We start from the raw sequence: 21,093 nt of genomic DNA, 5'->3' as shown, positions 1-21,093 counted from the left end.
CCGTCGCCCACCCCGGGCCTCGGCTGGTGCTCCGGGGTGTCTCCCGCGGGCGAGACACCCCGGAGCACCAGCCAGAACCGAAACGGGTCGCGGCGGGTGATCGATGTCGGTAACTTCATCGACGTGGGTGCGATCGGGGCGATGCTGGCGCTGGCGATGGCGGCGTTCTGTTACGTGGCGACCGAGACACTGCCGATCGGGCTGCTCTCGCTGATCTCGGCGGACCTGGGCGTGACGACGTCCTCGGCGGGCCTGCTGGTGACCGGCTACGCCCTCGCGGTCAGCGTGGTGACGTTCCCACTGACCCACCTGACCCGGAACGTGCCGCGGCGCCGCCTGATCGCCGTCCTGCTCGCGATCCTGGTGCTGGCCACGCTCGCCTCGGCGGCCGCGCCCGGCTACGGGGTGCTGTTCGGCGTACGGATCGCGGTGGCGCTCACCCAGGCCCTGTTCTGGGCGGTGGTCGGCCCCACCGTCGCGGCGATGTTCGAGGTGACGGTCCGCGGCCGGGTCAACGCGGTGGTCTTCGCGGGCGCCAGCCTGGGCCCGATGCTCGGGGTGCCCGCCGGCACCTGGCTCGGCCAGCAGTTCGGCTGGCGGATCGCCTTCGTCGGGCTGGCCGTGCCGGCGCTGCTGGCCTTCCTGGCGATCGTCACGCTGATGCCGGACGTCGCCGTGCACGAGACGCACGCGGCCACCGGGACCACACCGTCCGCGCGGCGCTACGCGATCGTGGTGACGGTGACCGCGCTGTCGGTGGCCGGGCTGTACACGGCGTTCACGTACACCGAAGTGTTCTTGACCTTGGTGACCGGTTTCGCCCTCGGCGCGGTCGGTCCGTTGCTGCTCGCCCGGGGCGTCGCCGACTTCGTGGGCATCGCGGCGGGCGGGGTGGCGACCGACCGGTGGCAGCGCGCGTCGATCGCCGGAGCGCTGATCATCCTGGCCGGCTCCCTGCTCGCGGGATACTCGCTGGCCTCCTCCCGCCCGGCGACGGCGGTGCTGCTGGCGGCGAGCGGTTTCGCGCTCGGGGCGCTGACCCCCGCCCTGCAGAACCGGGTGATGGAGGTGGCGCCGGGCAGCACCGACATGGCCTCGGCGGGCAACTCGGTCGCCTTCAACATCGGCATCGCCGGCGGTTCCCTGCTCGGTGCCGGGGTCCTGTCCGGCCTGGGCGTGCGAGCGACCACGCTGGTGGGCGGCCTGCTGACCCTGCTGGCACTGGCCGTCCTGGCCGCCGAGCCCCTGATCGCCCACCGCGACACCCCGGCCCGCCAGGCCACCTGACCCGCCGCCCCCGCGCGTGACGCGGCACTCGGCCGGACCGTCGGCGGCAACCGCGTGGGCGATGCGCTTCGATGCCGTGCCTGAGCGCCGCCTGGCTCACGCCGGCTGGCTCACGCCGCCTGGCTCAGCCGGCTGGCAGGCAGACTGGACCCTGCTGGTCACATCTGGACCACCTGGGCGGGACGCCGGATCCCGTGACAGGGTGCCCGCCCGAACACTCGCCGCCTGCGGATCGTCGGCTCCGCCTGCCGGGGTTCGTTCGTGGACCGGTCGGGCGGTACCCCGCGGGCGGTGAGCCGGCGGTCCAGGGCGCCCCGGCCGGTCGGCTGGCGATCCGGGGTGCCTCGGCCCCGGTCGGCTGGCGATCCGGGGTGTCTCCGGCGCCCGAGAGACCCCTGAACACCAGCCACGCCGGGAAAGCTGGCGCTCACGGGTCACTCCAGCCCGCCGACACACCCCAGAACGCCAGCCACCAAGATCCAACCCGCAGTTGATCATGGAATGTTGATCAAATCCGGCCAGCCGGGGCCCACCCCGACCGGGGGAAACCCCCATCCCTAACGGAACAGTGGCACATAACAGCGATCTTGGCCCGGGACCCTGTGGACAAACCCCGGCTGTGGATAACCCCCAACCCGGACCATGACCGAGAACGCCCACCCCGCGACCCTGCCGGTGACGATCCCGCCGGAATCGACCAGTGGGGTCGGGCTGGTTTGCGCGGCCGAATTCCGTGTGTGGTCGCCAGCCGGTCTCGGCGTGCTCGGCGTCAGGCGGGCTGGACGGAGGGGACCTCGATCCAGTCGGTGTACTTGCCGGTGCGGTTGTCGCCGGAGGACTGGCCGCGCAGGCGGCGCTGGATCCACGGGAGGACGTGCTCGCGGTAGTAGCGGGCCTCGGCGAGCAGGCCGCCGCTCGCCCGGGGGCCGGGCTCCAGCACGTGTGCCGTCGTCGGGTGGCCGAGGGCGTTCAGGATGACGCTGGCGACGCGGCGGTGGCCGTCGGCGTTCAGGTGCAGGCGGTCGGTGGACCAGTAGCCCGGCTTCTGGATCTCCGCGTCCCGGAACATGTCGACGAACGTGAGCGCGGAACTGCCCAGGTCGCGGGTGAGCTTCTCGGCGGCGACGGTGAGGGCCTCGCCCTTGCGGCGCATCATCCGGCCCATCGGGAGGTGGCCGGACGGGTCGGCGCCGCTGAGCAGCAGCACGTGGATGCCGGCGTCGAGGGCGCGGCGGACGGCGCGCTCGGTGAGGCCGATCAGCTCGGCCAGGTCGCCGCCGGGGCGCATCATGTCGTTGCCGCCGCCGTTGAGCGAGAGCAGCGTCGGCGCGGGGGAGAGCGTGAGGGCCGCCTCGAGCTGGTCGGTGACGATCGGGCGGAGCAGGCGGCCACGGATCGCCAGGTTCGCGTACCGGATCGGCTCGCCCTGCGCGGTGGCGAGCCCGGCGGCGACCAGATCGGCCCAGCCCCGCTCGGTGCCGTCCGGCTGCGTGTCGCCCAGACCCTCGGTGAAGCTGTCACCGATCGCGACGTACCGCGTCGTCATGAGCCGTTCTCCCGTCCCCGTGTGGTGATCGCCCCGAGCCTAACCAGCGACTCCGCCGTCCCGAGCCGTGGTGTACCGAAATTCATAATGAGGTTCTTCAACTGACCGATTTCAATTCCCTCCTCCGGTACGGCTACCGATAGCGTCGTCGTGTGACTGAGTCGACTGAGAAGGATCCCGAGCTGGTCGAGCTGAAGCCTGGTGTCTACGCCTGGGTGCAGCCGGACGGGTCGTGGTGGATCAACAACGCCGGTGCCGTGGTGGGCGGGGAGAGCCTGCTGGTGGTGGACACCTGCGCGACCGAGATCCGCGCGCGGCGATTCCTGGACACGCTCGGCGCCACGACCGGCCTGACGCCGAGGATCGCGGTCAACACGCATCAGCACGGCGACCACACGTACGGCAACAGCCTGCTCCCCGCGGCGACGGTGCTGATCGGCCAGGAGAAGATGCGGGAGGGCCTGCGGGTCGACCCGATCATCGACGGCTGCCCGCCGTTCTGGAACCCGGTGCCGGACTGGGGCGCCGTGCAGCGCCGCCTCCCGGACGTGACGGTGACGGACGCGCTGACCGTGCACCTCGGCGAGCGGCGGGTCGAGCTGCGGCACCCGGGCGGTCCCGCGCACACCACCGGCGACCTGATCGCCTGGCTGCCCGGGGAGCGGGTGCTCTTCACCGGCGACCTGGTCTTCGCGGGCCTGACCCCGCTGGTCTTCATGGGCTCGGTGCCGGGCGCCTCCGCCGCGCTGGACTGGCTGGCCGCCCTCGACCCGGAGATCCTGGTCCCGGGCCACGGACCGGTCCTCTCCGGCGCCGAGATCACCCGGGTCCTGGACGAGCACCGCCGCTACTACGCGCTGGTCACCAGGGCCGGCGAGGAGGGCCTGGCCGAGGGGCTGTCCCCGCTGGACGCCGCGCGCGCCGTCGACCTGGGCGAGTTCGCCGAGTGGAACGACGCCGAGCGCATCGTGCTGAACCTGCACCGCTTCTACGCCGACCACCACGGTACCGAGCTCGACCTGATCGCCGCCTTCTCCGACGCGGTCGCCTGGAACGGCGGCCCCCTGCACACCCACGTCTGACACGACCACCCAGCCCGCCCGCAGCCCGCAGCCCGCAGCCCGCCGCCCGCCGCCGTGCCGCTCGCCGCTCGTCGCCGTGCCGCTCGCCGCCGTGCCGCTCGTCGCTGGGCCGCTCGCCGGTCGTGCCATCTGTCGAGCATCTGGCGGACAAATCGGAAATGTCGTATGAGCGGGAGGGGCTGGGCCGGAGCCGCGGCGTGCTGTCCGCCAGAGGTGGGCAGGGCGGAAGAAAGGGGCCGGGATGGTTGGCGCCGAGCGGGTGTTCGATCATTCCGGCCTCCTCTACCGGGGGCCGGCCGAGTACCTGCGCGGGGTCACGGCCTTCGTCCGGAGTGCGGTCAGGAACGGGGACGCCGTGCTCGTGGCGGTGCCCGGCGGGAATCTCGAGCTGCTGCGGGTGGCGCTCGCCGGTCTCGGTGATAAGGTTAAATATGCTGATATGTCCGTCGAAGGGCGGAACCCGGGGCGGATCCTCCCCGGCGTGCTGCTGGCCTTCGCCGTCGAGCAACTCGCTGTCGAGCAACTCGCGGGCGAGCGGTTCGGGGAAGAGCCGGTCGCAGGGGAGCGGCCCGGGCGGCGGGTGTCGATCGTCGGGGAGCCGGTCTGGGTGGGGCGCGACGATGACGAGTACCCGGCCTGTGTGACGCATGAAGCGCTGATCAACGTGGTGTTCGCGGAGCGGGACGCGGCGGTGCTCTGTCCCTACGACGCTGCGGGGCTGGATCGGGCGCGGCTGCGGGACGCCTGGCTGACCCATCCGGCGATGATCACCCCGGGCGGCCGGCGGCCCAGTCCGTGGTATCAGGACCCGTACGTGACCGTGGCGTCCGTCAACCGGCCGCTCTCCGCCGTTCCCTGGTGGGCGGCCTCTCGCGCGTACGGGAGGAATGTGGGTTTGAAGGAGGTGCGGGTCTTCGTCGCCTCGCGGGCGAGGGCGGGCGGTCTGACGGCGCCGCGGGTGACCGATCTCGTGGCGGCGGTGAACGAGCTGGTGGTGAACACGCTGCGGCACACCGGCGGGGGCGGGACCGTGACGCTCTGGACCGAGAATGATCGGGTGATCTGTCAGGTCGACGATCACGGGTACCTGGCGGATCCGCTGGCCGGGCGGATCCTGCCGCCGCCGGAGGCGGAGAACGGGCGCGGGCTGGTCCTCGCCAACCACCTCTGCGACCTGCTGCGGGTGCACGCCCGCGACGACGGGACGAGTCTCCGGCTGTACATGAGACGGGGGCTATAAGGTCCGGTCGTGGAACAGAACGTGGACATCGCCATCACCGTGGCCACCCCGGCGGACCGGGAGAGGATCGTCGGCTCGCTGGTCGCCGCCTTCCCCGCGGACCCGGTGTTGCGGCATCTCTTCCCGGACGACGAGACCTACCCGCGGTACGCGGCGGCGTTCTTCGGGCACCTCTTCGACAGGCGGGTCGGCCGGGGGACCATCTGGACGGTCGACGGCGTCTCGGCCGCGATCTGGGAGCCGCCGGCCGGCGGGAGCGGGGACGGATCGCTCGCCGACGAGCTGCCGCCCGAGGTGTACGCGCGGGTCGAGGCGTACGACGACGCGGTGCACGGGGCGCTGCCGGACCCGCCGTACTGGTACCTCGGCCTGCTCGGCACCCACCCGGAGCACGCGGGACGGCGGCTGGGCCGGGCGGTGATGGCCGAGGGCCTGGCGCGGGCGGCCGCCGAGGGGGTGCCCGCGGTCCTGGAGACCAGCAACCCCGGCAACGTCGAGGTCTACCGCCGTGCGGGCTGGGAGGTCGTCGCCACCGTCGAGCACGGCCCGCTGACCATCTGGGTGATGAGTCAGTAACGGGTCCGGAGATCACTGGCGTGGACTTCGTAGGATGATCCGCGAGGTGGGGAGGACCATGAGCCGGTCATCGACGTTCCACCTCCGGACAGTGCCGTTGTATGTGGCGACGGTCGTCTATGAGCGGGCTGTCGCTGCTCGGGATCCCGGTCGGCGGCTTCGTCGCCGACACCCTCGCCGGGCGTCAGGCCGAGGGCTGACGGGTCAGGGGCGGGTGTAGCGGTGTTTGACGCCGCGGGGGAAGAACTCCGGGTCGTCGGTGGGGCGTAGCTCGACCGACGGGGTCTGCTGGGCCTCCGGGACGTAGTGGCCGAACTCGCTGTTCACACGGATCAGCTCGGTGCGGATGGCGGCCGCCGCGGCGTCGCGGCGCTCCGTCGTCGGGTCGGCGCCGGGGGCCAGTTCGACGATCACCGACAGGGTGCGGTCGCGGTCGGGGGTCTCCAGGGTACGGATCACGAAACGGCCCGTGGTCCACTCACTGACATCCGGTCGTTCCAGGCCGACGGTGACGTTCTCGGGGTGGACGTTGGCGCCGAAGAAGGAGACCGTGAAGAGCGAGCGGCCGAAAACGTACACGAAGGGGAGCGCCGGGCCGGGACCGGGATCGAAGCCGTGTGAGAGGCAGAAGGCGGTCAGCTCGGCGTGGGAGAGCACGCCGCCCTCGTCGGCGATGTGGTACCTGACCAGGGGGACCGTGCCGTCGGCGCTGAACGCGAGGGTGCCGTCCGGGGCGAGCTCGAAGAAACGGTCGGCCGGGTCGAACTGTACGAGCGTGGGCAGGCGCGTGTCCTGGAAGAGCTCCGCGGCCAGGTCCGGCCTCGACGCCAGGAAACGCCGGATGCGTACGCTCAACGGGGTCTCGTTGCCGAGCACCCCCGCGTCGGCGGTGCCGTAGAGCGAGGCGATCGAGGTGACCGGGTCGTCCATGCCGGTCCGGGCCGCGACCAGATCGCGCCACGCCTCGCTGAAGACCTCGCCGGCCAGCACCGCCCGGACGTGCAGGGCGGGCCAGTCGACGCCCCGGGCCACCCCGGCGTCGACGACGTTCTTGATGAAGGGCGGGTATCCGAGCAGGACCACCTGGTCGTAGTGGGCGCCGAGCTCGCCGACCACGCGCAGGATCTCGTCGACGTCGTTGCCCGGCGCGGCGACGGTGACCGGGTACCCGGCCTCGGCGAGGTGGCGGCAGGCGGCCACGGTGTACATGCCGCCGACCCAGTTGCCGAGGGCGAAGCAGACCACGGCCAGGGTGCTGCGCTCGGCGGCCCGGAACGTGTCGCGGAAGACCTGCTCGAAACGGGCGGTGACCGCCTGCTCGTCGCGGATGGTGCGTGGCCAGACGGTCGGGCTGCCGGACGAGCCGGACGAGACGGCGACGATGTCCGCGGTGGCCATCCAGCCGTCCCGGCAGCGCTCCGGGAGCGGGTAGCGCTGGTGGTAATCGGCCTTGGTCATCAGCGGGATCCCGGCCACCTCGGTGACCCGGTCCGGGTCGACGTCCCGCTCGCGCAGGAAGTCGGCGTAGGCGGGGACGGTGGCCGCGGCGTCGCGGAACAGGTCCAGGATGGACGACTCGTGGCTCTGCTCCGGCATCCGCGGCCCCCGGGGATCGATGTTCAGCTCTCCGCCGGGCGGGTCTCCGGCCAGACAAGTATGTCGTCCGGGAAGCCGTCGCGGCAGAGGGCGCGCTGGTCACGTCCGGGAATGGTGTGCCCGTTCGCGACCACCAGCCGGGCGACCTCGATCGCGCCGTGCGCCTGGAAGTGCGTGTTGTCGCTGACGCCGTCCGGATAGTTGACCGACTCGCCGGCGTCCAGCCAGAGGAAGTAGTCCTCGGTGGCGTCCGGGCCGAGCTCGCTCCAGAGCGCGAAGGAGAGCGCGGTGAGGTCGATCAGCGGGGTGTCCGTGGCGTCGGCGAGCGCGCGCATGGCGTCCGGGTACTCGCCGTGCGACAGGTAGGGCACCCCGTCGGCGGTGAAGCGGCGCCGCTCGACCGGGGTGACCAGGACCGGGTGCGCACCGCGGTCGCGGGCGCCGTCCAGGTAGAGGCTCAGGTACTCCTGGAAGGTGGTCCACGGCTCGGTGTAGCGGGCCGGGTCCGCGGACTTCTCGTCGTTGTGCCCGAACGAGATCAGGAACGTGTCGCCGGGGCGGATCGCGTCCAGGATCAGGCCGAGGCGGCCCAGGTCGTAGAAGCTCTTCGAGCTGGCGCCGGAGAGGGCGCCGTTGACGACCGGGACGTCCGGGTGGAGGAAGACCGGGAGGGCCTGGCCCCACCCGGCGCGCGGGATGTCGGCGACGGCGTAGGTGGCGGCGGTGGAGTCGCCCGCCACATAGACGGTGGGGGTGTGTCTGCCGTGCGCCGCGGACGGTGCGGCGATGCCGAAGGCTCCGGCGACGGCGCCGCCCAGGGTGGCGCGCAGCAGTGTTCTTCGATCGGTGGCCATGCGGCCATCTAATCGCCTAAGGTCTATGTGGGCAAGCGCTTTCCTCCAGGTGGAAGGCGAATTGGCCGGCGGGTCTGATGGGGGCTGCCGGCCGGCTGCCGAGTGCGCGAGAGTGCCATCGTCCTTGATTTGACAGGGCGAGAGCCCGGCGTCGATGGCCTTCCGTCCGTCCGGCGGATACATCCGGTGAACCGCCCGGGTACACCATCGAGCCGGAGAAGAACTGCGGAGAGCAATCGTCCGGCTACATTGCGAGGATGGCATGACGCTGCCCGACGTGGACGACACGCTCCGGATCGAGGAACGCCTCTACTTCCTCCGGAAGCAGGTCGACCTGTATCGAGAGAGCCTGTACGCCCGGCACGACCCACCCGACGACCTGATCGTCAGGCTCGAGCGGGCCGAGACCGAACTGGACCGCCTGGAACGGAGATCGTCCGAGGTCGACCCGCTGGACCTGCGGATCGGCGCGGACCGGTGGCGGATCTACACCACGTCGAAGGCCGCGGCCGACGCCGTCGACGCGAAACGGCGGACCGGCGGGGCGCCGCCGGCCGCCCTGATCGCGCACGAGACCGGCGATCCGCCGGTGGAGACCGGGATCGATCCGCCGGTGGACACCGGGATCGAGGTGGTGATCGACCGGCGGATGGCCCAGGTGCCGACCTCGATCTACCACCTCTTCCGCGCGCCCGAGCACGCCCTGATCACCTGCGATCTGACCAACCGGAGCGGGCGCCACCGCCGGCTGCGGGTCACCGTGGTCCTGGAGCGCTACTCGGCTCCGGCGGTCGAGACGGTGGAACTCCCGCCGGACGGGTCGCACACCGTCGAGGCGCTGCCGACGCTCTTCCCGGATCTCGTCCAGCGGATCACCGAGCTCACCGTGGCGACCGTGAGCATCCTGATCGAGGATCTCGAGGGGCCCGTCGTGCTGCACCGGACGGGGCCCATCCCGCTGCTGGCCCGGAGTACCGCACCGCTGGCGGTGCTGGATCCGGCCACCGCCCGCTGGACCGACCTGAGTCCGTACCTCGGTGCGTTCGTCACCCCGAACGAGCCCTCGGTGATGGCGTTCCTGCGGACCGTCGTCGACCAGCAGCCGAACCGCCGCCTGGTCGGGTACCAGATGACCGCCGTCGAGGTCGAGGAGCAGGTGAAGGCGGTCTTCGCGGCACTCAAGCTGCGCGGGGTCGCGTACGTCGACTCGGTCGTGGCGTTCAACCCGGACGAGGGGACCGGCGCCCAGCGTGTCCGGCTGCCCCGTGAGGCCCTGGCCGACCGGATGGCCAACTGCATCGACGGGACGGTGCTGTTCGCGAGCCTGCTGGAGGGGATGACCATCAACCCGGCCCTGGTGATCGTGCCCAAGCACGCCTTCGTGGCCTGGGAGACGGGTTTCAAGAACGGCAACTGGCGCTATCTGGAGACCACCAGGATCGGCACGTCCACGTTCACCGAGGCCTGCCAGAACGCCGAGACCTCCGCCGCGTTCTACGAACCGCTCGCGGCGAGGCTCAACGACCCGGCCAGGTTCCGGCGCTGGCCGCTGAGCCTGCTGCGGTCGGCGCATGGCATCACACCGATGGAGTGATCGACGACAGAACGGAGGACTGAGGTGACCACTGGGGACGCGGGTTTCGAGGACCCGGACACGGCGCTGGGCCGGAGGGTGAACGGCCTCCTCGGGGGCGATCTCGGACCGCAGGACGCCGAGCGCTTCTGGAGCATCTTCCGCATCGGCGCGAAGGCGCTCGGGGAGAAGCCCGAGCTGCTGGGTACGTTCGCACCCGGCGCCGCCGCCGGCTCGGATCCGTGGCGGGTCGACAACATCCAGAAACCCCTCTTCGAGGCCACCCCCGAGGACAGCGAGCAGGTGATCCTGCCCGAGGCCCCGCCGGACTGCGGCGGGCCGGTGCTCTCCTCCGGGGACGTGCGGGTCGAGATCTGGGTACGGCGGTGATCCGGTGCGGCCGGGCCGGTGCGGTCCGATGACGAGTGACCGGTCCGGGTGGCCCGTGGCGGTCGTGGCGATGCCGTTCCTCGGCGCGGACCGCCCGTCCATCCAGGCCGGGCTGCTCACCGCCATCGCCCGGGAGCACGGCTTCCCGGCCCGGTCGCTGCACGCGAACCTGGACTTCGCGGCCCGGATAGGCGCTGATCGCTACGGCCGGCTGGCCAATCACCGGGGGCCGCTGCTCGGCGAGTGGCTCTTCTCGCGCGAGGCGTTCGGCGACGACGCCCCGGATCCCGGCGGCAAGCTCCTCGACGACCTGGGCGACGACCTGACCCGGCTAGGCGGCACGTACGACCGGATCCGGGACTGTCTGCTCTGGATCCGGGAGGAGCAGGTGCCGGCGTACCTGGACGAGCTGACCGAGACGTACCCGTGGGAACGGTTCCGGGTCGTCGGGTTCAGCTGCACCTTCCAGCAGAACGCCGCCTCGTTCGCCCTGGCCCGCCGGCTCCGGCGCCGTCACCCGGGACTCGTGACCGTCTTCGGGGGCGCGAACTTCGATGGGGAGATGGGCGCGGAACTGGTGCGTACCGTGGAGTGCGCGGACCTGGCGGTGACCGGTGAGGCGGATGCGGCCTTCCCCGCGCTGCTGGCCGCGCTGGCGGACGGCGCCGACCCGGGCGGCGTACCCGGAGTGATCCGCAGGGTCGGCGACGCCGCGGTGACCACCCCGCCCGGGCCGCTGCCCGCGCTGGACGGCCTGCCGCCGCCGGACTACGGCGAGTACTTCGATCGGGCGGCCGCGCTCGGACTGCTGGACGCGGCGCACCGCCCGCGGGTCCGCATCCCGATCGAGACCGGCCGCGGGTGCTGGTGGGGCGCCAAGCACCACTGCACGTTCTGCGGGCTCAACGGCGTCTCGATGGCGTTCCGCGGCAAGTCGCCGGACCGGGTCCGCGCCGAGCTCGCCCATCAGGCGCGGCGCTGCGGCAGCCTCCGGTTCGCCGCCGTCGACAACATCCTCGATCCCCGGCTGCTGACCACGCTGCTGCCGGAGATCGCCGGGGCCGGGTTCGGCTACGAGCTGTTCTACGAGATCAAGGCCAACCTCGGCCGCGGTCAGGTCCGTACCCTGGCGCGGGCCGGGGTGACCAGCGTCCAGCCCGGCCTGGAGTCGCTCAGCACGCACGTGCTGGGCCTGATGCGCAAGGGCACGACCGCCGGGCAGAACGTCAACCTGCTGCGCTGGGCGCGGTACTACGGGATGGCGGTCTCCTGGAACCTGCTCTGGGGCTTCCCCGGCGAGCGCGGCCGGGACTACGCGGAGCAGGCCGCCCTCCTGCCGTACCTGGCCCACCTCGAGCCGCCGGACAGCGCCGGCCGGATCCGGCTGGAGCGCTTCAGCCCGCTCTTCGCCGAGCGTGGCACCCCGGTCTTCCGGTGGGCCCGGCCGGAGAGCAGCCACCGGTTCGTCTACCCGGAGCGGACCGACCTGGAGCGGGTCGCCTACTTCTTCGACCACGAGCTGGCCGGCGCGCTGCCCGACGAGGTCTACGACGACGTACGCCGGGCGGTCGCCGCCTGGCAGACGCGCTGGACGTCGGCCGGCCGGCCGGAGCTGACCTACTCGGCGGCGCCGGAGTACGTGCAGATCTACGACACGCGGTGGCCGGGTCGGGAGGGGACGTACGCGTTCGAGGGCCTCCCCGCCGCCCTCTACACCGTCTGCGCCGAGCGGCCGATCGGCGCGTCCGCGGCCGCCGGGCGGCTGAAGGTCCCGGTCGGCGAGGTCCAGGAGCTGTTCACCGAGTTCGAACGGCTCGGCCTGATGTTCGTGGACGGCCCGATCGGGCTCTCACTGGCGCTGCCCGCCGTCGCGCAACGGTGATGCCCGATCTCCGGTTCCGGGTTCTGGGCCGGCTCGGCGTCGAGCGGGACCGGCAGCCGGTCGCGCTCGGGCCGATCCAGCAGCAGGTGGTCCTCGGGATCCTGCTGCTGCACGGCGGCAGGCCGCTCGGGGTGCCGCAGATCATCGACGCGGTCTGGGGCGACGCCGCGCCGGCCTCGGCGGTCAACCTGGTGCAGCGGCACGTCTCCGGGCTGCGCCGGGCGCTGGAACCGCGACGGGCGGCCCGGGCGGCCGAGAGCCGGCTGCACTGGACCGGGACCGGGTACCGGCTGGCGGTGGAGGACGCCGAGGTGGACCTGGCCGCCTTCGACGCCGAGGTACGGCGGGCCCGGTCGCAGCGGGAGACCGGCGACCGCGGTGGCGCCGCCGCGCGACTGGCGGCCGCGCTCGGGCTCTGGCGCGGGCCGCTCTGCGACGGGCTGGGCGGTCCGTTCCTCGACGCGGAGCGGGACCGGCTCGCCGGGCGGCGGCTGACGGTCGTACGGGAGAGAATTGAACTTGATCTTTCGCTGGCACCGGACGCGGCCGCTCTCGTCGAGGAGCTGTGCCGGCTCTGCGACGAGCACCCGTTGCACGAACCGCTCTACGAACTGCTCATGCGGGCGCTCCTGCGGTCCGGGCGGCGGAGCGAGGCGCTGGACGTCTTCCAGCTGGCCCGGCGGCGGTTGCGGGGCGACCTGGGCGTGGAACCGGCCGCGACGTTGCAGCAGCTGCACCGGGAGGCGCTCGGCGGATCCCGGGCGGAACCGGGGATCCCCGCCGCCGCCCGGCGGATCGGCGTGCCCGCGCAGCTGCCCCGGGCCCTGCCGGACTTCGTCGAGCGGGTGGAGCCCGGTACCCAGCTGGACCGGGCGCTGGCGGAGGAGGGCGCGGTGGTGGCGCTGGTGGGCACCGCCGGGGTGGGCAAGAGCACGCTGGCGGTGGCCTGGGCGCATCGGGTCCGGGACCGCTTCCCGGACGGTCAGCTCCACGTCAACCTGCACGGCTTCGACCCGAGCACCCCGGCCACCGACCCGGGCCGGGTGATCCGTGGCTTCCTCGAGGCGCTCGCGGTGCCGGCCGAGCGGATCGGGGCCGACGTCGAGGGGCAGGCCGCGCTCTACCGCAGCACGGTGGCCGGCCGGCGGATCCTGATCCTGCTGGACAACGCCCTCGACGCCGAGCAGGTACGGCCGCTGCTCCCCGGCGCACCGGGCTGCCTCGTCCTGATCACCAGCCGGAACGAGCTGCTCAGCCTGGTGGCCATCGACGGCGCGCGGCCGGTACGGCTCGACCTGATGAACCCGGACGAGGCCCGGCACCTGATCGCCCGGCGGCTCGGCCGGCGGCGGGTGGACGCCGAGCCGGACGCGGTCACCGAGATCATCGCGGGCTGCGCGCGGCTGCCGCTCGCCCTCTCGGTGGTCACCGCGCGGGCCGCGGCGTACCCGCAGTTCTCGCTCTCCGCCACGGCGGGGGAGCTGCGCCGGGTGCACGGGCGGCTCGATCTGCTCGACGCGGGGGACACCGCCACCAACGTACGGGCGGTCTTCGCCTGCTCCTACCGGGGGCTGAGCCCCTCGGCGGCGCGGCTGTTCCGGCTGCTCGGGCTGCAGTGCGGGCCGGAGCTGCCGACGGCCGCGATGACCGGCCTGGTGGACGGACCGGTCCGCCCCCAGCTCGCCGAACTGGCCCGGGCACACCTGATCGCCGAGCGGGTGCCGGGGCGCTACGTGCTGCACGACCTGCTGCGGGCCTACGCCGCCGAGCTCGCCGTCGCCACCGAGCCGGCGGACGAGCGGCGCGCGGCGATCCGGGCCGTGCTCGACCATCACCGGTACGCGGCGTATGTGGCGGACCGGGCGCTCAACCCGTTCCGCGACGACCCGATCGATCCGCCGCCGGCGCCGGCCGTCCCGGTGGATCCGCCGGTGGACCACCGGGCCGCGATGGCCTGGTTCGCCGCGGAGGAGCCGGTGCTGCTCACGGCGCTCCGGCAGGCGGCCGACGAGGGGCTGTACACCCACGCCTGGCAGCTGGCCTGGGCGCTGACCCAGTTCCTGAACCGGGAGGGACACTGGCACGACGCGGTGGCCGCGCAGGAGGTGGCGCTGACCGCCGCCCGCCGGCTCGGGGACGCCCGCGCCGAGGCGGTGGTCCGCGGCTGCCTGGCCTACGCGTACATCCGGCTGCGGCGCTTCGACGAGGCGCGCGCCCAGCTGCACCGGGCGCTGCCGCTCTTCGAGCGGTGCAACGAGCCGATCGGGATGGGGCACGTGCATCGTGCCCTCACCTGGGTGGCCGACTGCGAGGGCCGGTACCGGGACGCGTTCCCGCACATCCACGAGGCGCTGCGGCACTTCCGGGCGGCGGGTCACCGTACCGGCGAGGCGCGGGCCCTGAACGCGCTGGGCTGGTTCCACTCCCGGCTCGGCGAGCACCGGGAGGCGCTGGTGCACTGCGCCGCCGCGCTGTCGCTGATGCGCGCGCACGACGACCGCTACGACCAGGCCGACGTCCTCGACAGCCTCGGCCGGGCCCACCACGAGCTGGGCCACCACGCCGAGGCGGCGAGCTGCTACGCCGAGGCGGTCGAGCTGTACGAGGAGTTCGCGGACCACTTCTGCGAGGGACAGGCCCTGGTGGCGCTCGGGGAGGCCCACGCGGCGGCGGGTGCCGGCGGGGAGGCGGTCCGGGCGTGGACCCGGGCGGTGGACGTGTTCGAGGCGCTCGGACTGCCCGACGCCGACGACGTACGGCACTTAATCAAGTCCGCCCCCTGGCTAAGCGGTGGCTAAGGGCCGGCGAAGAGCCCCGCGGGATCGTCGTGTCATCGGCGGCGCAGGGCTGCCGGGGAGAGGAAGACATGGCCGACATCCAGTTCCCCAACACCACTTTCGGCGCGGGCCTCTTCAACGCCCAGATCAAGGACAACAACGGCCTGCCCTCCAACGTCCTGGAGGCGGGCGCGGAGTTCCAGGTACTCGTCGACTGGCACGTCGGTGACCTCGCCGCCGCGCTGCTCGGCGGGCTCTGGGAGGTCAACGTCTACGTCGAGTCCCTGGGCCCGGGTCCCGAGAAGCGGGTGGGCACGGCGACGGTCGCGGTCAACGGGGGCCGGGACTACTACGTGACGGTGACCGTGCCGAAGAACTCGGTCGACGACCAGCCGAAGCCACCGGTCTCGGGCGCGTACAAGCTGGTCACCGTGCTGCGGCACAGCAACTTCGGCCGGCGTACCGAGGTCGGCGCGATCTACGACGGCCCGACCGTCCTGATCGCCTGATTCAGAGGGAGCGGACTCCGGTGGTCACCTCGATGCCACCGGAGCTGCCCCGATGGAGGACGGCGCGGTCGCCGTGATCGATGATCACGAGCTCACCGTCGTCGGTGACCGCCAGGCGGCGGCCGCAGCCGTCGTCCTCACAGGTGAACAGCAGGCCGCCGGGGCTGATGGTGCAGATCAGCTGATGAACGGTTCCCATGGACCGACGCTACGCCGCCCCGGGGATCCCGCAACCGCTCGAAGTACGCCGTGGTCCCGGCCGAGGGACGTACCCGGTGCGTGGTCCAGAGACGCTCGGCGAGCCGGTGGTACTGGGACAGGGCCAGATGCCGCTGCCCGGCCGTGGCGTAGCAGGTCATCAGCAGGCGGCTGACCGTCTCGTTGCACGGGTCGTCCTCCAGCAGCCGCCGGGCCAGCAGGGTGGCGGACCCGTAGGCCCCGCGCTCCAGGTACGCCTCGGCGAGCCGGGTCTGCACGTCGATCACGTCGAGGCGCAGCGCCTCCCGGATCGGGGCGGCCCACTCCAGGTACGGGTCCTCGGCCAGGAAGTCGCCCTCGTGCAGCTGGCAGGCGGACTCGTAGGCGCGCACCACCCCGTCCCGGTCGCCCCGCCGGTCCGCCTCCAGTCCCGCGGCCCGGTGCCGTGCGAACTGCTCCACGTCGCTCCAGACCGCGGTGGCCGGGCCGATCCGGTACGTGTCGTACCGGCGCTCGATCTCGGCCAGCGGATGCGCGGCCCGCAGCGCCTGCCGGACCCCGGTCAGCGAGACGTGCAGGTTGTTGCGGGCCCGCTCCGGTGTCGCGCCCGGCCAGAAGACCTCGGCGAGCACGTCCCGGTGCACCGCCGCGCGCCGGTGCGTCAGCAGGTACGCGAGCAGGTGCCGGGTCCGCCGCCGGGACACCGTGTCCACCGGCACGCCGTCGATCATGACCCGGAAGTCGCCGAGGAACCGCGCGGCGAGCATCGGAGCCGTAACGTGTGCAACCACGGCTCCCATCGTCGGAACCTCGGTTGCAGCGCTCGTTGCACCACTCGTTGCACCGGCTCAGTTTCTGTACGTCACGGCCGATGGGCCTTCTGACGACTATTACCGGATATGTCGGGGGAAACCGTGGGCAACTGGTCGGTACGCTGGAAGATCAGCAGTCTGATCGTGGTGAGCATCGCGCTCGCCGTGTGCCTGGGTTGCACTGCGTGGATCAGCATCAGCAACCTCGCCCAGAAATCCGACGAACAGGACGTCTACCGCCAGGCCAGCCTCTACCTCGCTCGCCTGGACACCAAGGCGTCGCTGATCGACAGCATGATCAACGCGAATCTGGCGTTCCCTTCCCAGACGTCGACCTTCGCCGAGTCGGTGGCGACGTACACCACGGAGGGTGACGATCTGGTGACGTCGCTGAAGAAGCTCGACCTCTCGTCGTCCGACTCCTCCGCGGTGTCGGAGCTGGCGACCTCCTGGAGCACCTTCACCGCCTCCGCCACCGAGACGCAGAGCTCGCTCACCACCAAGACCACCAGCACGCAGCTCTACAAGGCGGGCGAGACCCTCTTCAACACCTACAGCACCTTCGCCACCTCGCTCGGCACCGTCGTCACCTCCATCGACAAGAAGGCGACCAGCGCGGCCACCGCGCAGAACCAGCTGGTCAGCAAGGTCCGCTGGATCGTCGGGTCGGCGCTGGTGCTCGGGGTGCTGCTGCTGGCGGTCTTCGGCTGGTTCATCGCGCGCAGCATCCTCGCGCCGCTGCAGCGGGCCGTCGACGCGCTGCGCCGGGTGGCCCAGCGTGACTACACCGGCGACGTGCCGGTGAAGAGCCGCGACGAGATCGGGCAGATGTCCGAGGCGCTCAACGCGGCGATCGGCGACATCCGGACGGCGATCGGCGACATCGCGCACGGCGCCCGTTCGCTCACCGACGCCTCCGAGCGGCTCTCCGCGATCAGCGTCAGCGTCGACGCCTCCTCCGAGGAGGCGTCCGCCCAGGTCGGTACGGTCTCCGACTCCAGCGTGCTGGTCAGCGAGCGGGTCCGGGAGGCCGCGCAGGGTGCCGAGCAGATGACCGCCGCGATCCGCGAGATCTCCGGCAACACCACCACGGTCGCCCAGATCGCCCAGGGCGCGGTGAGCACCGCCGAGGAGACCACCAGCGCGATGTCGAAGCTCTCCGCGTCGACCGACGAGATCGGCAACGTGATCAAGCTGATCACCAGCATCGCCGAGCAGACCAACCTGCTCGCGCTGAACGCCACCATCGAGGCGGCCCGGGCCGGCGAGTCCGGCAAGGGCTTCGCGGTGGTCGCCAGCGAGGTCAAGGACCTGGCGCAGAGCACCGCGCGGGCGACCGAGGACATCGGCCAGCGGATCGAGGCGATCCAGGGTGACACCGGCAACGCGATCGCCGCCATCGGCCGGATCGCCGAGGTGATCAGCGACATCAACCAGTACCAGACCAGCATCGCCGGCGCCGTCGAGGAGCAGACGGCCACCACCAACGAGCTGAGCCGGCTCTTCGACGACGCCGCCCGGGGTGCCGATGCGATCAACCAGTCGATCGGCCAGGTCGCGGCGACCGCGGCGCAGACCGCCGAGGGCGCGACCTCCACGCGGGAGGCGGCGTCCGACTTGTCTGCTCTTGCGGCGAGTCTCAACGACGTGGTGTCGCGATTCCGTATCCACGCATGATGAGCGTCCGCGTGATCTCGCACTCAGCGGGAAGTGGACGGGTTGCGTAGGATGCGGGCCGCACCACCGCAACCGACAGGAGCCCAGGACGATGCCGCTGACTCCAGCAGACATTCACAACGTCGCCTTCAAGAAGCCGCCGATCGGCAAGCGCGGCTACGACGAGGAGGAGGTCGACGCCTTCCTGGACGAGGTCGAGCAGGAGCTTATCCGCCTCCTCGAGGAGAACGTCGCGCTCCGTGACCAGATGCAGCGCGGCGGGGGCGGGCCCAGCCCGGCCTCGACGATGGTGCTGACCAACGAGTTCGCCGAGCTCACCGCCCAGTTGGAGCGCCTGCAGGAGGCCCGCGCGCGGGCCGAGCAGAACGCCCGCGGCGTGCAGTCGCAGCTGGAGCGGGCCCGCACCCAGCAGCCCTCCGGTGCGCTGCCCACGGTCGGCGACGACGACCGGAACGCCCGGGTGCTGATGATGGCCCAGCGCACCGCCGACGAGCACATGCGCGACGCCCAGCGCGAGTCGGAGCAGGTGCTCGACGGCGCCCGCGGCAAGGCCGACCAGATCACCAGCGAGGCCCAGCTCAAGGCGAGCACCATCGAGAGTGACGCACGCCGCAATCACGCCGAGGCGATGGACAGCCTGGTGGAGAAGCGTGCCGGGCTGCTCGACGAGATCGACCGGCTGGGCCAGCTCGCACAGAGCTACCAGCAGGCGCTCAACCAGCACGTCACCCAGCAGCTGATGGACCTGACCAGCGGCCCGGAGGCCCCCGCCGACCGCTGACGCTCGACCTGCGCGAACCCGCCGGTCGTGGTGGACTCTCTGCACGGAGTCCCCCGACCGGTAGGAGTCGCTGATGACGGCCGAGCAGGACCAGTTGGATCGTGAGGACCGCGAGGAGCGTGAGCTGGTCCGGCCGCCGGACGTCAACCGTGAGTCGAACCGCTCGGCGACCCGGTTGGAGCTCTTCTTCGACCTGGCGTTCGTGCTCCTCGTCGGCCGGTGCGCGGACGTGCTGGCCGGTGACGAGACCCTGGCCGGCGGATTCCGGTTCGTCGCGGTGCTGGTGGCCGGCTGGTGGGCGTGGGCCAGCACCACGCTCTACGCCAACCGCTTCGACACCGACGACGCGATCTTCCGGCTTCTCACGCTGACCGGCATGGCCGGGGTGCTGGTGATGACCGCCGCGACCGAGCAGGCGATCGGGGCGCACGCGCGCTGGTTCGCCCTCGGCTACCTCCTGCTCCGGCTCGTGCTGATCGCCGGATACCTGCGGGTCTGGCGGCGGCTGCCGGAGGCCCGTGCGGGGATCAGGCCCTATCTGTACGGGCACGCCGCGGGCGGCGCGTGCTGGGCGGTCTCTCTCGCCGTACCGGAGAAGTGGTCCTCTCTGTTGTGGGCGGCCGGTGTCGGGCTGGATCTGCTCGGGCCGGTGATGGCCACCCGCGTGCCGGACGCGCCGCCGCTGCACATGGAGCACCTGCCGGAACGCTTCGGGCTCTTCGTCATCCTGGTGCTCGGCGAGTCGGTGGCGGCGGTCGCGGTCGGGCTGCGGGACGGGCACTGGGAACCGGGCGTGGTCACCGCCGCGGGCTTCGCGTTCCTGGTCGCCGCGGCGCTCTGGTGGTCCTATTTCGACCTCTCCGGCGGCGCCGCCAAACGGCGCCTGGTGCAGGAGGGCGGCGAGCGCATCCGCCGGCGGGTGCACGACTTCTACGTGTACGCCCACCTGCCCGTCGCCATCTCGCTGGCCGCCGTCGCGGTCGGGCTGGAGCACGCGGTGATGCACGGGGCGGACGACCGCCTCGATGCCGGCACGCGGGCGGTGCTCGGGGCGGGGACGGCCGGGTACCTGCTCAGCGCCGCGGTCATCCAGGCGGTGCTGTCCCGGCGGTACCGGACGGCGCTGATCTGGCCCGGCCTGGGCGTGCCGCTGGTGGTGGCGATCGCCGCGATGCCGGGGCTGCCGCCCGCGCTGGTGGTCGCGCTCTTTGCCACGGTGCTGGTGGCCGGCGTGGCGACCGGGATCGCCCAGCATCGGGCCGGTGAGGTGCGCGTGGCCAAGGTCTGAGGTTCCGCGTTCGTCCTCTTTACATTCCTCGTACATCGCGGGCCGACAGTGGCGGCATGCGTTGTCGTGGAATCGCTGCCGTACTGCTCACCGTCGTGGTGCTGACCGCTGGTTGTACGCGTTTCACCCGGCCTGATCCCGTACCGTCCGCCTCCGCCGCCGTGGGTGTCTCGTCGCACACCATGCGGGTGGGGACGCTCGATCGAACATATCGTATTTATCGCCCGGCGTCGCTGCGGGAGGGCGCGCCGATGGTGGTGGTCCTGCACGGCGCGGTCGGTTCGGGGCGCCAGGCCGAGCAGTCGTACGGCTTCGACGCGCTCGCCGACCGGGACGGCTTCCTCGTCGTCTACCCCGACGGCGTGGGGCGTACCTGGAACGTCAGCACGGACTGCTGCGGTGCGGCGGCCCGGGACCAGGTGGACGACGTCGGGTTCATCAAGCAGCTGGTGACGGCCGAGATCGGCGACGCGGGTATCGACCCGTCGAAGGTCTACGCGGCGGGCATCTCGAACGGGGCGATGCTCGCGTACCGGCTGGCCTGCGAGACGACGCTCTTCGCGGCGATCGCCCCGGTCTCCGGCACGATGATCAACGCGTGCCCGTCGCCGGCGCCGGTCTCGATCATCCACATCCACGGTACGGCGGACAGGACGATCCCGTACGGCGGCGGGCCGGGCAAGCGCGACAACGAGGGCGACGGACGGCTGCCCGTGAAGATCGACGGGCCGCCGGTGCCGGATCTGATCACCACGTGGCGCAAGACCGACGACTGCGCGGCGCCGGCGTCGACGGTGTCCGGGGTGGTGACGACGTCGGTGGCCCGGTGCGCCGGCGGGCGGGTCGTCGAGCTGATCACCGTCGACGGGGCGGGGCATCAGTGGCCGGGCGCGCCGGGGCCGGGGAAGCTGGCGTCCTCGCTGCTGAACCTGGACCAGCCGTCGACCGCACTGGACGCGACGACGACGATCTGGAGCTTCTTCGCGTCCCTGTAGCCGGGGCGGCTGTAGGCAGGCCTGCGGTAG

The 21,093-nt window shown here is 72.1% G+C and carries 18 protein-coding genes; 13 read left to right on the top strand and 5 right to left on the bottom strand.

Translation table 11 applies throughout. The annotated features are described in order from the left end of the window. Positions 1-96 precede the first annotated feature (96 nt). Positions 97-1,287, top strand: coding sequence for an MFS transporter (locus AB0M08_RS05965; RefSeq protein ID WP_364489142.1), 1,191 nt, complete (start codon positions 97-99; stop codon positions 1,285-1,287). Positions 1,288-2,056: 769 nt separating this feature from the next. Here the strand turns inward: AB0M08_RS05965 and AB0M08_RS05960 are convergent. Next, positions 2,057-2,833 carry an SGNH/GDSL hydrolase family protein gene (locus tag AB0M08_RS05960; protein WP_364489139.1) on the bottom strand — a complete coding sequence of 259 codons (777 nt, stop codon included), beginning with the start codon at positions 2,831-2,833 and terminating at the stop codon, positions 2,057-2,059. Positions 2,834-2,985: 152 nt separating this feature from the next. On the opposite strand from AB0M08_RS05960, the gene AB0M08_RS05955 reads away from it, so the two are divergent. From AB0M08_RS05955 to AB0M08_RS05945, 3 genes are all read left to right on the top strand, one after another. Next, positions 2,986-3,915, top strand: a complete 930-nt coding sequence (locus AB0M08_RS05955; protein ID WP_364489137.1) for an MBL fold metallo-hydrolase — start codon at positions 2,986-2,988, stop codon at positions 3,913-3,915. A 241-nt stretch (positions 3,916-4,156) separates the two neighbouring features. Next, complete coding sequence (locus tag AB0M08_RS05950; RefSeq protein ID WP_364489134.1) at positions 4,157-5,155, top strand: sensor histidine kinase; 999 nt, start codon at positions 4,157-4,159, stop codon at positions 5,153-5,155. 9 nt (positions 5,156-5,164) lie between these two features. Continuing rightward, positions 5,165-5,731, top strand: a complete 567-nt coding sequence (locus AB0M08_RS05945; RefSeq protein ID WP_364489131.1) for a GNAT family N-acetyltransferase — start codon at positions 5,165-5,167, stop codon at positions 5,729-5,731. A 204-nt stretch (positions 5,732-5,935) separates the two neighbouring features. On the opposite strand, the gene AB0M08_RS05940 is transcribed toward AB0M08_RS05945, so the two are convergent. Both AB0M08_RS05940 and AB0M08_RS05935 read right to left on the bottom strand, forming a co-directional pair. Next, complete coding sequence (locus AB0M08_RS05940; protein ID WP_364489128.1) at positions 5,936-7,327, bottom strand: phenylacetate--CoA ligase family protein; 1,392 nt, start codon at positions 7,325-7,327, stop codon at positions 5,936-5,938. A gap of 23 nt (positions 7,328-7,350) precedes the next feature. After that, positions 7,351-8,181 carry a rhamnogalacturonan acetylesterase gene (locus AB0M08_RS05935; protein ID WP_364489125.1) on the bottom strand — a complete coding sequence of 277 codons (831 nt, stop codon included), beginning with the start codon at positions 8,179-8,181 and terminating at the stop codon, positions 7,351-7,353. A gap of 262 nt (positions 8,182-8,443) precedes the next feature. Between AB0M08_RS05935 and AB0M08_RS05930 the strand changes: the two genes are divergently transcribed. From AB0M08_RS05930 to AB0M08_RS05910, 5 genes are all read left to right on the top strand, one after another. Beyond that, positions 8,444-9,775, top strand: coding sequence for a hypothetical protein (locus AB0M08_RS05930; protein WP_364489122.1), 1,332 nt, complete (start codon positions 8,444-8,446; stop codon positions 9,773-9,775). 24 nt (positions 9,776-9,799) lie between these two features. After that, the gene (locus AB0M08_RS05925; protein WP_364489119.1) at positions 9,800-10,144 is read left to right on the top strand and encodes a hypothetical protein; all 345 of its coding nucleotides are present in this window, start codon (positions 9,800-9,802) and stop codon (positions 10,142-10,144) included. Between the two features lie 28 nt (positions 10,145-10,172). Next, positions 10,173-12,026: a RiPP maturation radical SAM C-methyltransferase gene (locus tag AB0M08_RS05920; protein WP_364489116.1), complete on the top strand. Its 1,854-nt coding sequence runs from the start codon at positions 10,173-10,175 to the stop codon at positions 12,024-12,026. Next, positions 12,026-14,824, top strand: a complete 2,799-nt coding sequence (locus AB0M08_RS05915; protein ID WP_364489113.1) for a BTAD domain-containing putative transcriptional regulator — start codon at positions 12,026-12,028, stop codon at positions 14,822-14,824. Before AB0M08_RS05920 ends, AB0M08_RS05915 begins: the two co-directional genes overlap by 1 nt. A gap of 68 nt (positions 14,825-14,892) precedes the next feature. After that, on the top strand, positions 14,893-15,312 hold the full coding sequence (locus AB0M08_RS05910) for a hypothetical protein (protein ID WP_364489110.1): 420 nt from the start codon (positions 14,893-14,895) through the stop codon (positions 15,310-15,312). A gap of 1 nt (position 15,313) precedes the next feature. Here AB0M08_RS05910 and AB0M08_RS05905 read toward each other — a convergent pair whose 3' ends face one another. Together AB0M08_RS05905 and AB0M08_RS05900 are read right to left on the bottom strand one after the other, a co-directional pair. Then, a complete protein-coding gene (locus AB0M08_RS05905; RefSeq protein WP_364489107.1) occupies positions 15,314-15,511 on the bottom strand; it encodes a hypothetical protein in 198 nt (65 codons plus the stop codon). Beyond that, complete coding sequence (locus tag AB0M08_RS05900) at positions 15,450-16,301, bottom strand: BTAD domain-containing putative transcriptional regulator (RefSeq protein ID WP_364489105.1); 852 nt, start codon at positions 16,299-16,301, stop codon at positions 15,450-15,452. The genes AB0M08_RS05905 and AB0M08_RS05900 overlap by 62 nt, the downstream gene beginning before the upstream one ends. 108 nt (positions 16,302-16,409) lie before the next feature. Between AB0M08_RS05900 and AB0M08_RS05895 the strand changes: the two genes are divergently transcribed. The 4 genes from AB0M08_RS05895 (at position 16,410) to AB0M08_RS05880 (ending at position 21,063) form a co-directional block, all read left to right on the top strand. Next, positions 16,410-17,999, top strand: coding sequence for a methyl-accepting chemotaxis protein (locus AB0M08_RS05895; RefSeq protein WP_364489102.1), 1,590 nt, complete (start codon positions 16,410-16,412; stop codon positions 17,997-17,999). A 91-nt stretch (positions 18,000-18,090) separates the two neighbouring features. Continuing rightward, positions 18,091-18,780 (top strand): DivIVA domain-containing protein, encoded by a 690-nt coding sequence (locus tag AB0M08_RS05890; protein ID WP_364489100.1) that lies wholly within the window; start codon positions 18,091-18,093, stop codon positions 18,778-18,780. A gap of 73 nt (positions 18,781-18,853) precedes the next feature. Continuing rightward, positions 18,854-20,068 carry a low temperature requirement protein A gene (locus AB0M08_RS05885; protein ID WP_364489097.1) on the top strand — a complete coding sequence of 405 codons (1,215 nt, stop codon included), beginning with the start codon at positions 18,854-18,856 and terminating at the stop codon, positions 20,066-20,068. Positions 20,069-20,124: 56 nt separating this feature from the next. Beyond that, positions 20,125-21,063: a PHB depolymerase family esterase gene (locus tag AB0M08_RS05880; protein WP_364489094.1), complete on the top strand. Its 939-nt coding sequence runs from the start codon at positions 20,125-20,127 to the stop codon at positions 21,061-21,063. Positions 21,064-21,093: the final 30 nt, after the last annotated feature.

It is taken from the genome of Actinoplanes sp. NPDC051851, assembly GCF_040681165.1.
GTDB lineage: Bacteria > Actinomycetota > Actinomycetes > Mycobacteriales > Micromonosporaceae > Actinoplanes.
Note: the sequence above shows the minus strand (reverse complement) of the source record. Positions and strands in the feature narration are given on the sequence as shown.

Bases quoted from the DNA above. Each gene is read 5' to 3' on its own strand.
- AB0M08_RS05960 (WP_364489139.1), bottom strand. From the start codon at position 2,833: ATGACGACGCGGTACGTCGCGATCGGTGACAGCTTCACCGAGGGTCTG.
- AB0M08_RS05940 (WP_364489128.1), bottom strand. From the start codon at position 7,327: ATGCCGGAGCAGAGCCACGAGTCGTCCATCCTGGACCTGTTCCGCGAC.
- AB0M08_RS05915 (WP_364489113.1), top strand. From the start codon at position 12,026: ATGCCCGATCTCCGGTTCCGGGTTCTGGGCCGGCTCGGCGTCGAGCGG.
- AB0M08_RS05910 (WP_364489110.1), top strand. From the start codon at position 14,893: ATGGCCGACATCCAGTTCCCCAACACCACTTTCGGCGCGGGCCTCTTC.
- AB0M08_RS05935 (WP_364489125.1), bottom strand. From the start codon at position 8,181: ATGGCCACCGATCGAAGAACACTGCTGCGCGCCACCCTGGGCGGCGCC.
- AB0M08_RS05905 (WP_364489107.1), bottom strand. From the start codon at position 15,511: ATGGGAACCGTTCATCAGCTGATCTGCACCATCAGCCCCGGCGGCCTG.
- AB0M08_RS05950 (WP_364489134.1), top strand. From the start codon at position 4,157: ATGGTTGGCGCCGAGCGGGTGTTCGATCATTCCGGCCTCCTCTACCGG.
- AB0M08_RS05890 (WP_364489100.1), top strand. From the start codon at position 18,091: ATGCCGCTGACTCCAGCAGACATTCACAACGTCGCCTTCAAGAAGCCG.
- AB0M08_RS05920 (WP_364489116.1), top strand. From the start codon at position 10,173: ATGACGAGTGACCGGTCCGGGTGGCCCGTGGCGGTCGTGGCGATGCCG.
- AB0M08_RS05930 (WP_364489122.1), top strand. From the start codon at position 8,444: ATGACGCTGCCCGACGTGGACGACACGCTCCGGATCGAGGAACGCCTC.
- AB0M08_RS05885 (WP_364489097.1), top strand. From the start codon at position 18,854: ATGACGGCCGAGCAGGACCAGTTGGATCGTGAGGACCGCGAGGAGCGT.
- AB0M08_RS05880 (WP_364489094.1), top strand. From the start codon at position 20,125: ATGCGTTGTCGTGGAATCGCTGCCGTACTGCTCACCGTCGTGGTGCTG.
- AB0M08_RS05895 (WP_364489102.1), top strand. From the start codon at position 16,410: ATGTCGGGGGAAACCGTGGGCAACTGGTCGGTACGCTGGAAGATCAGC.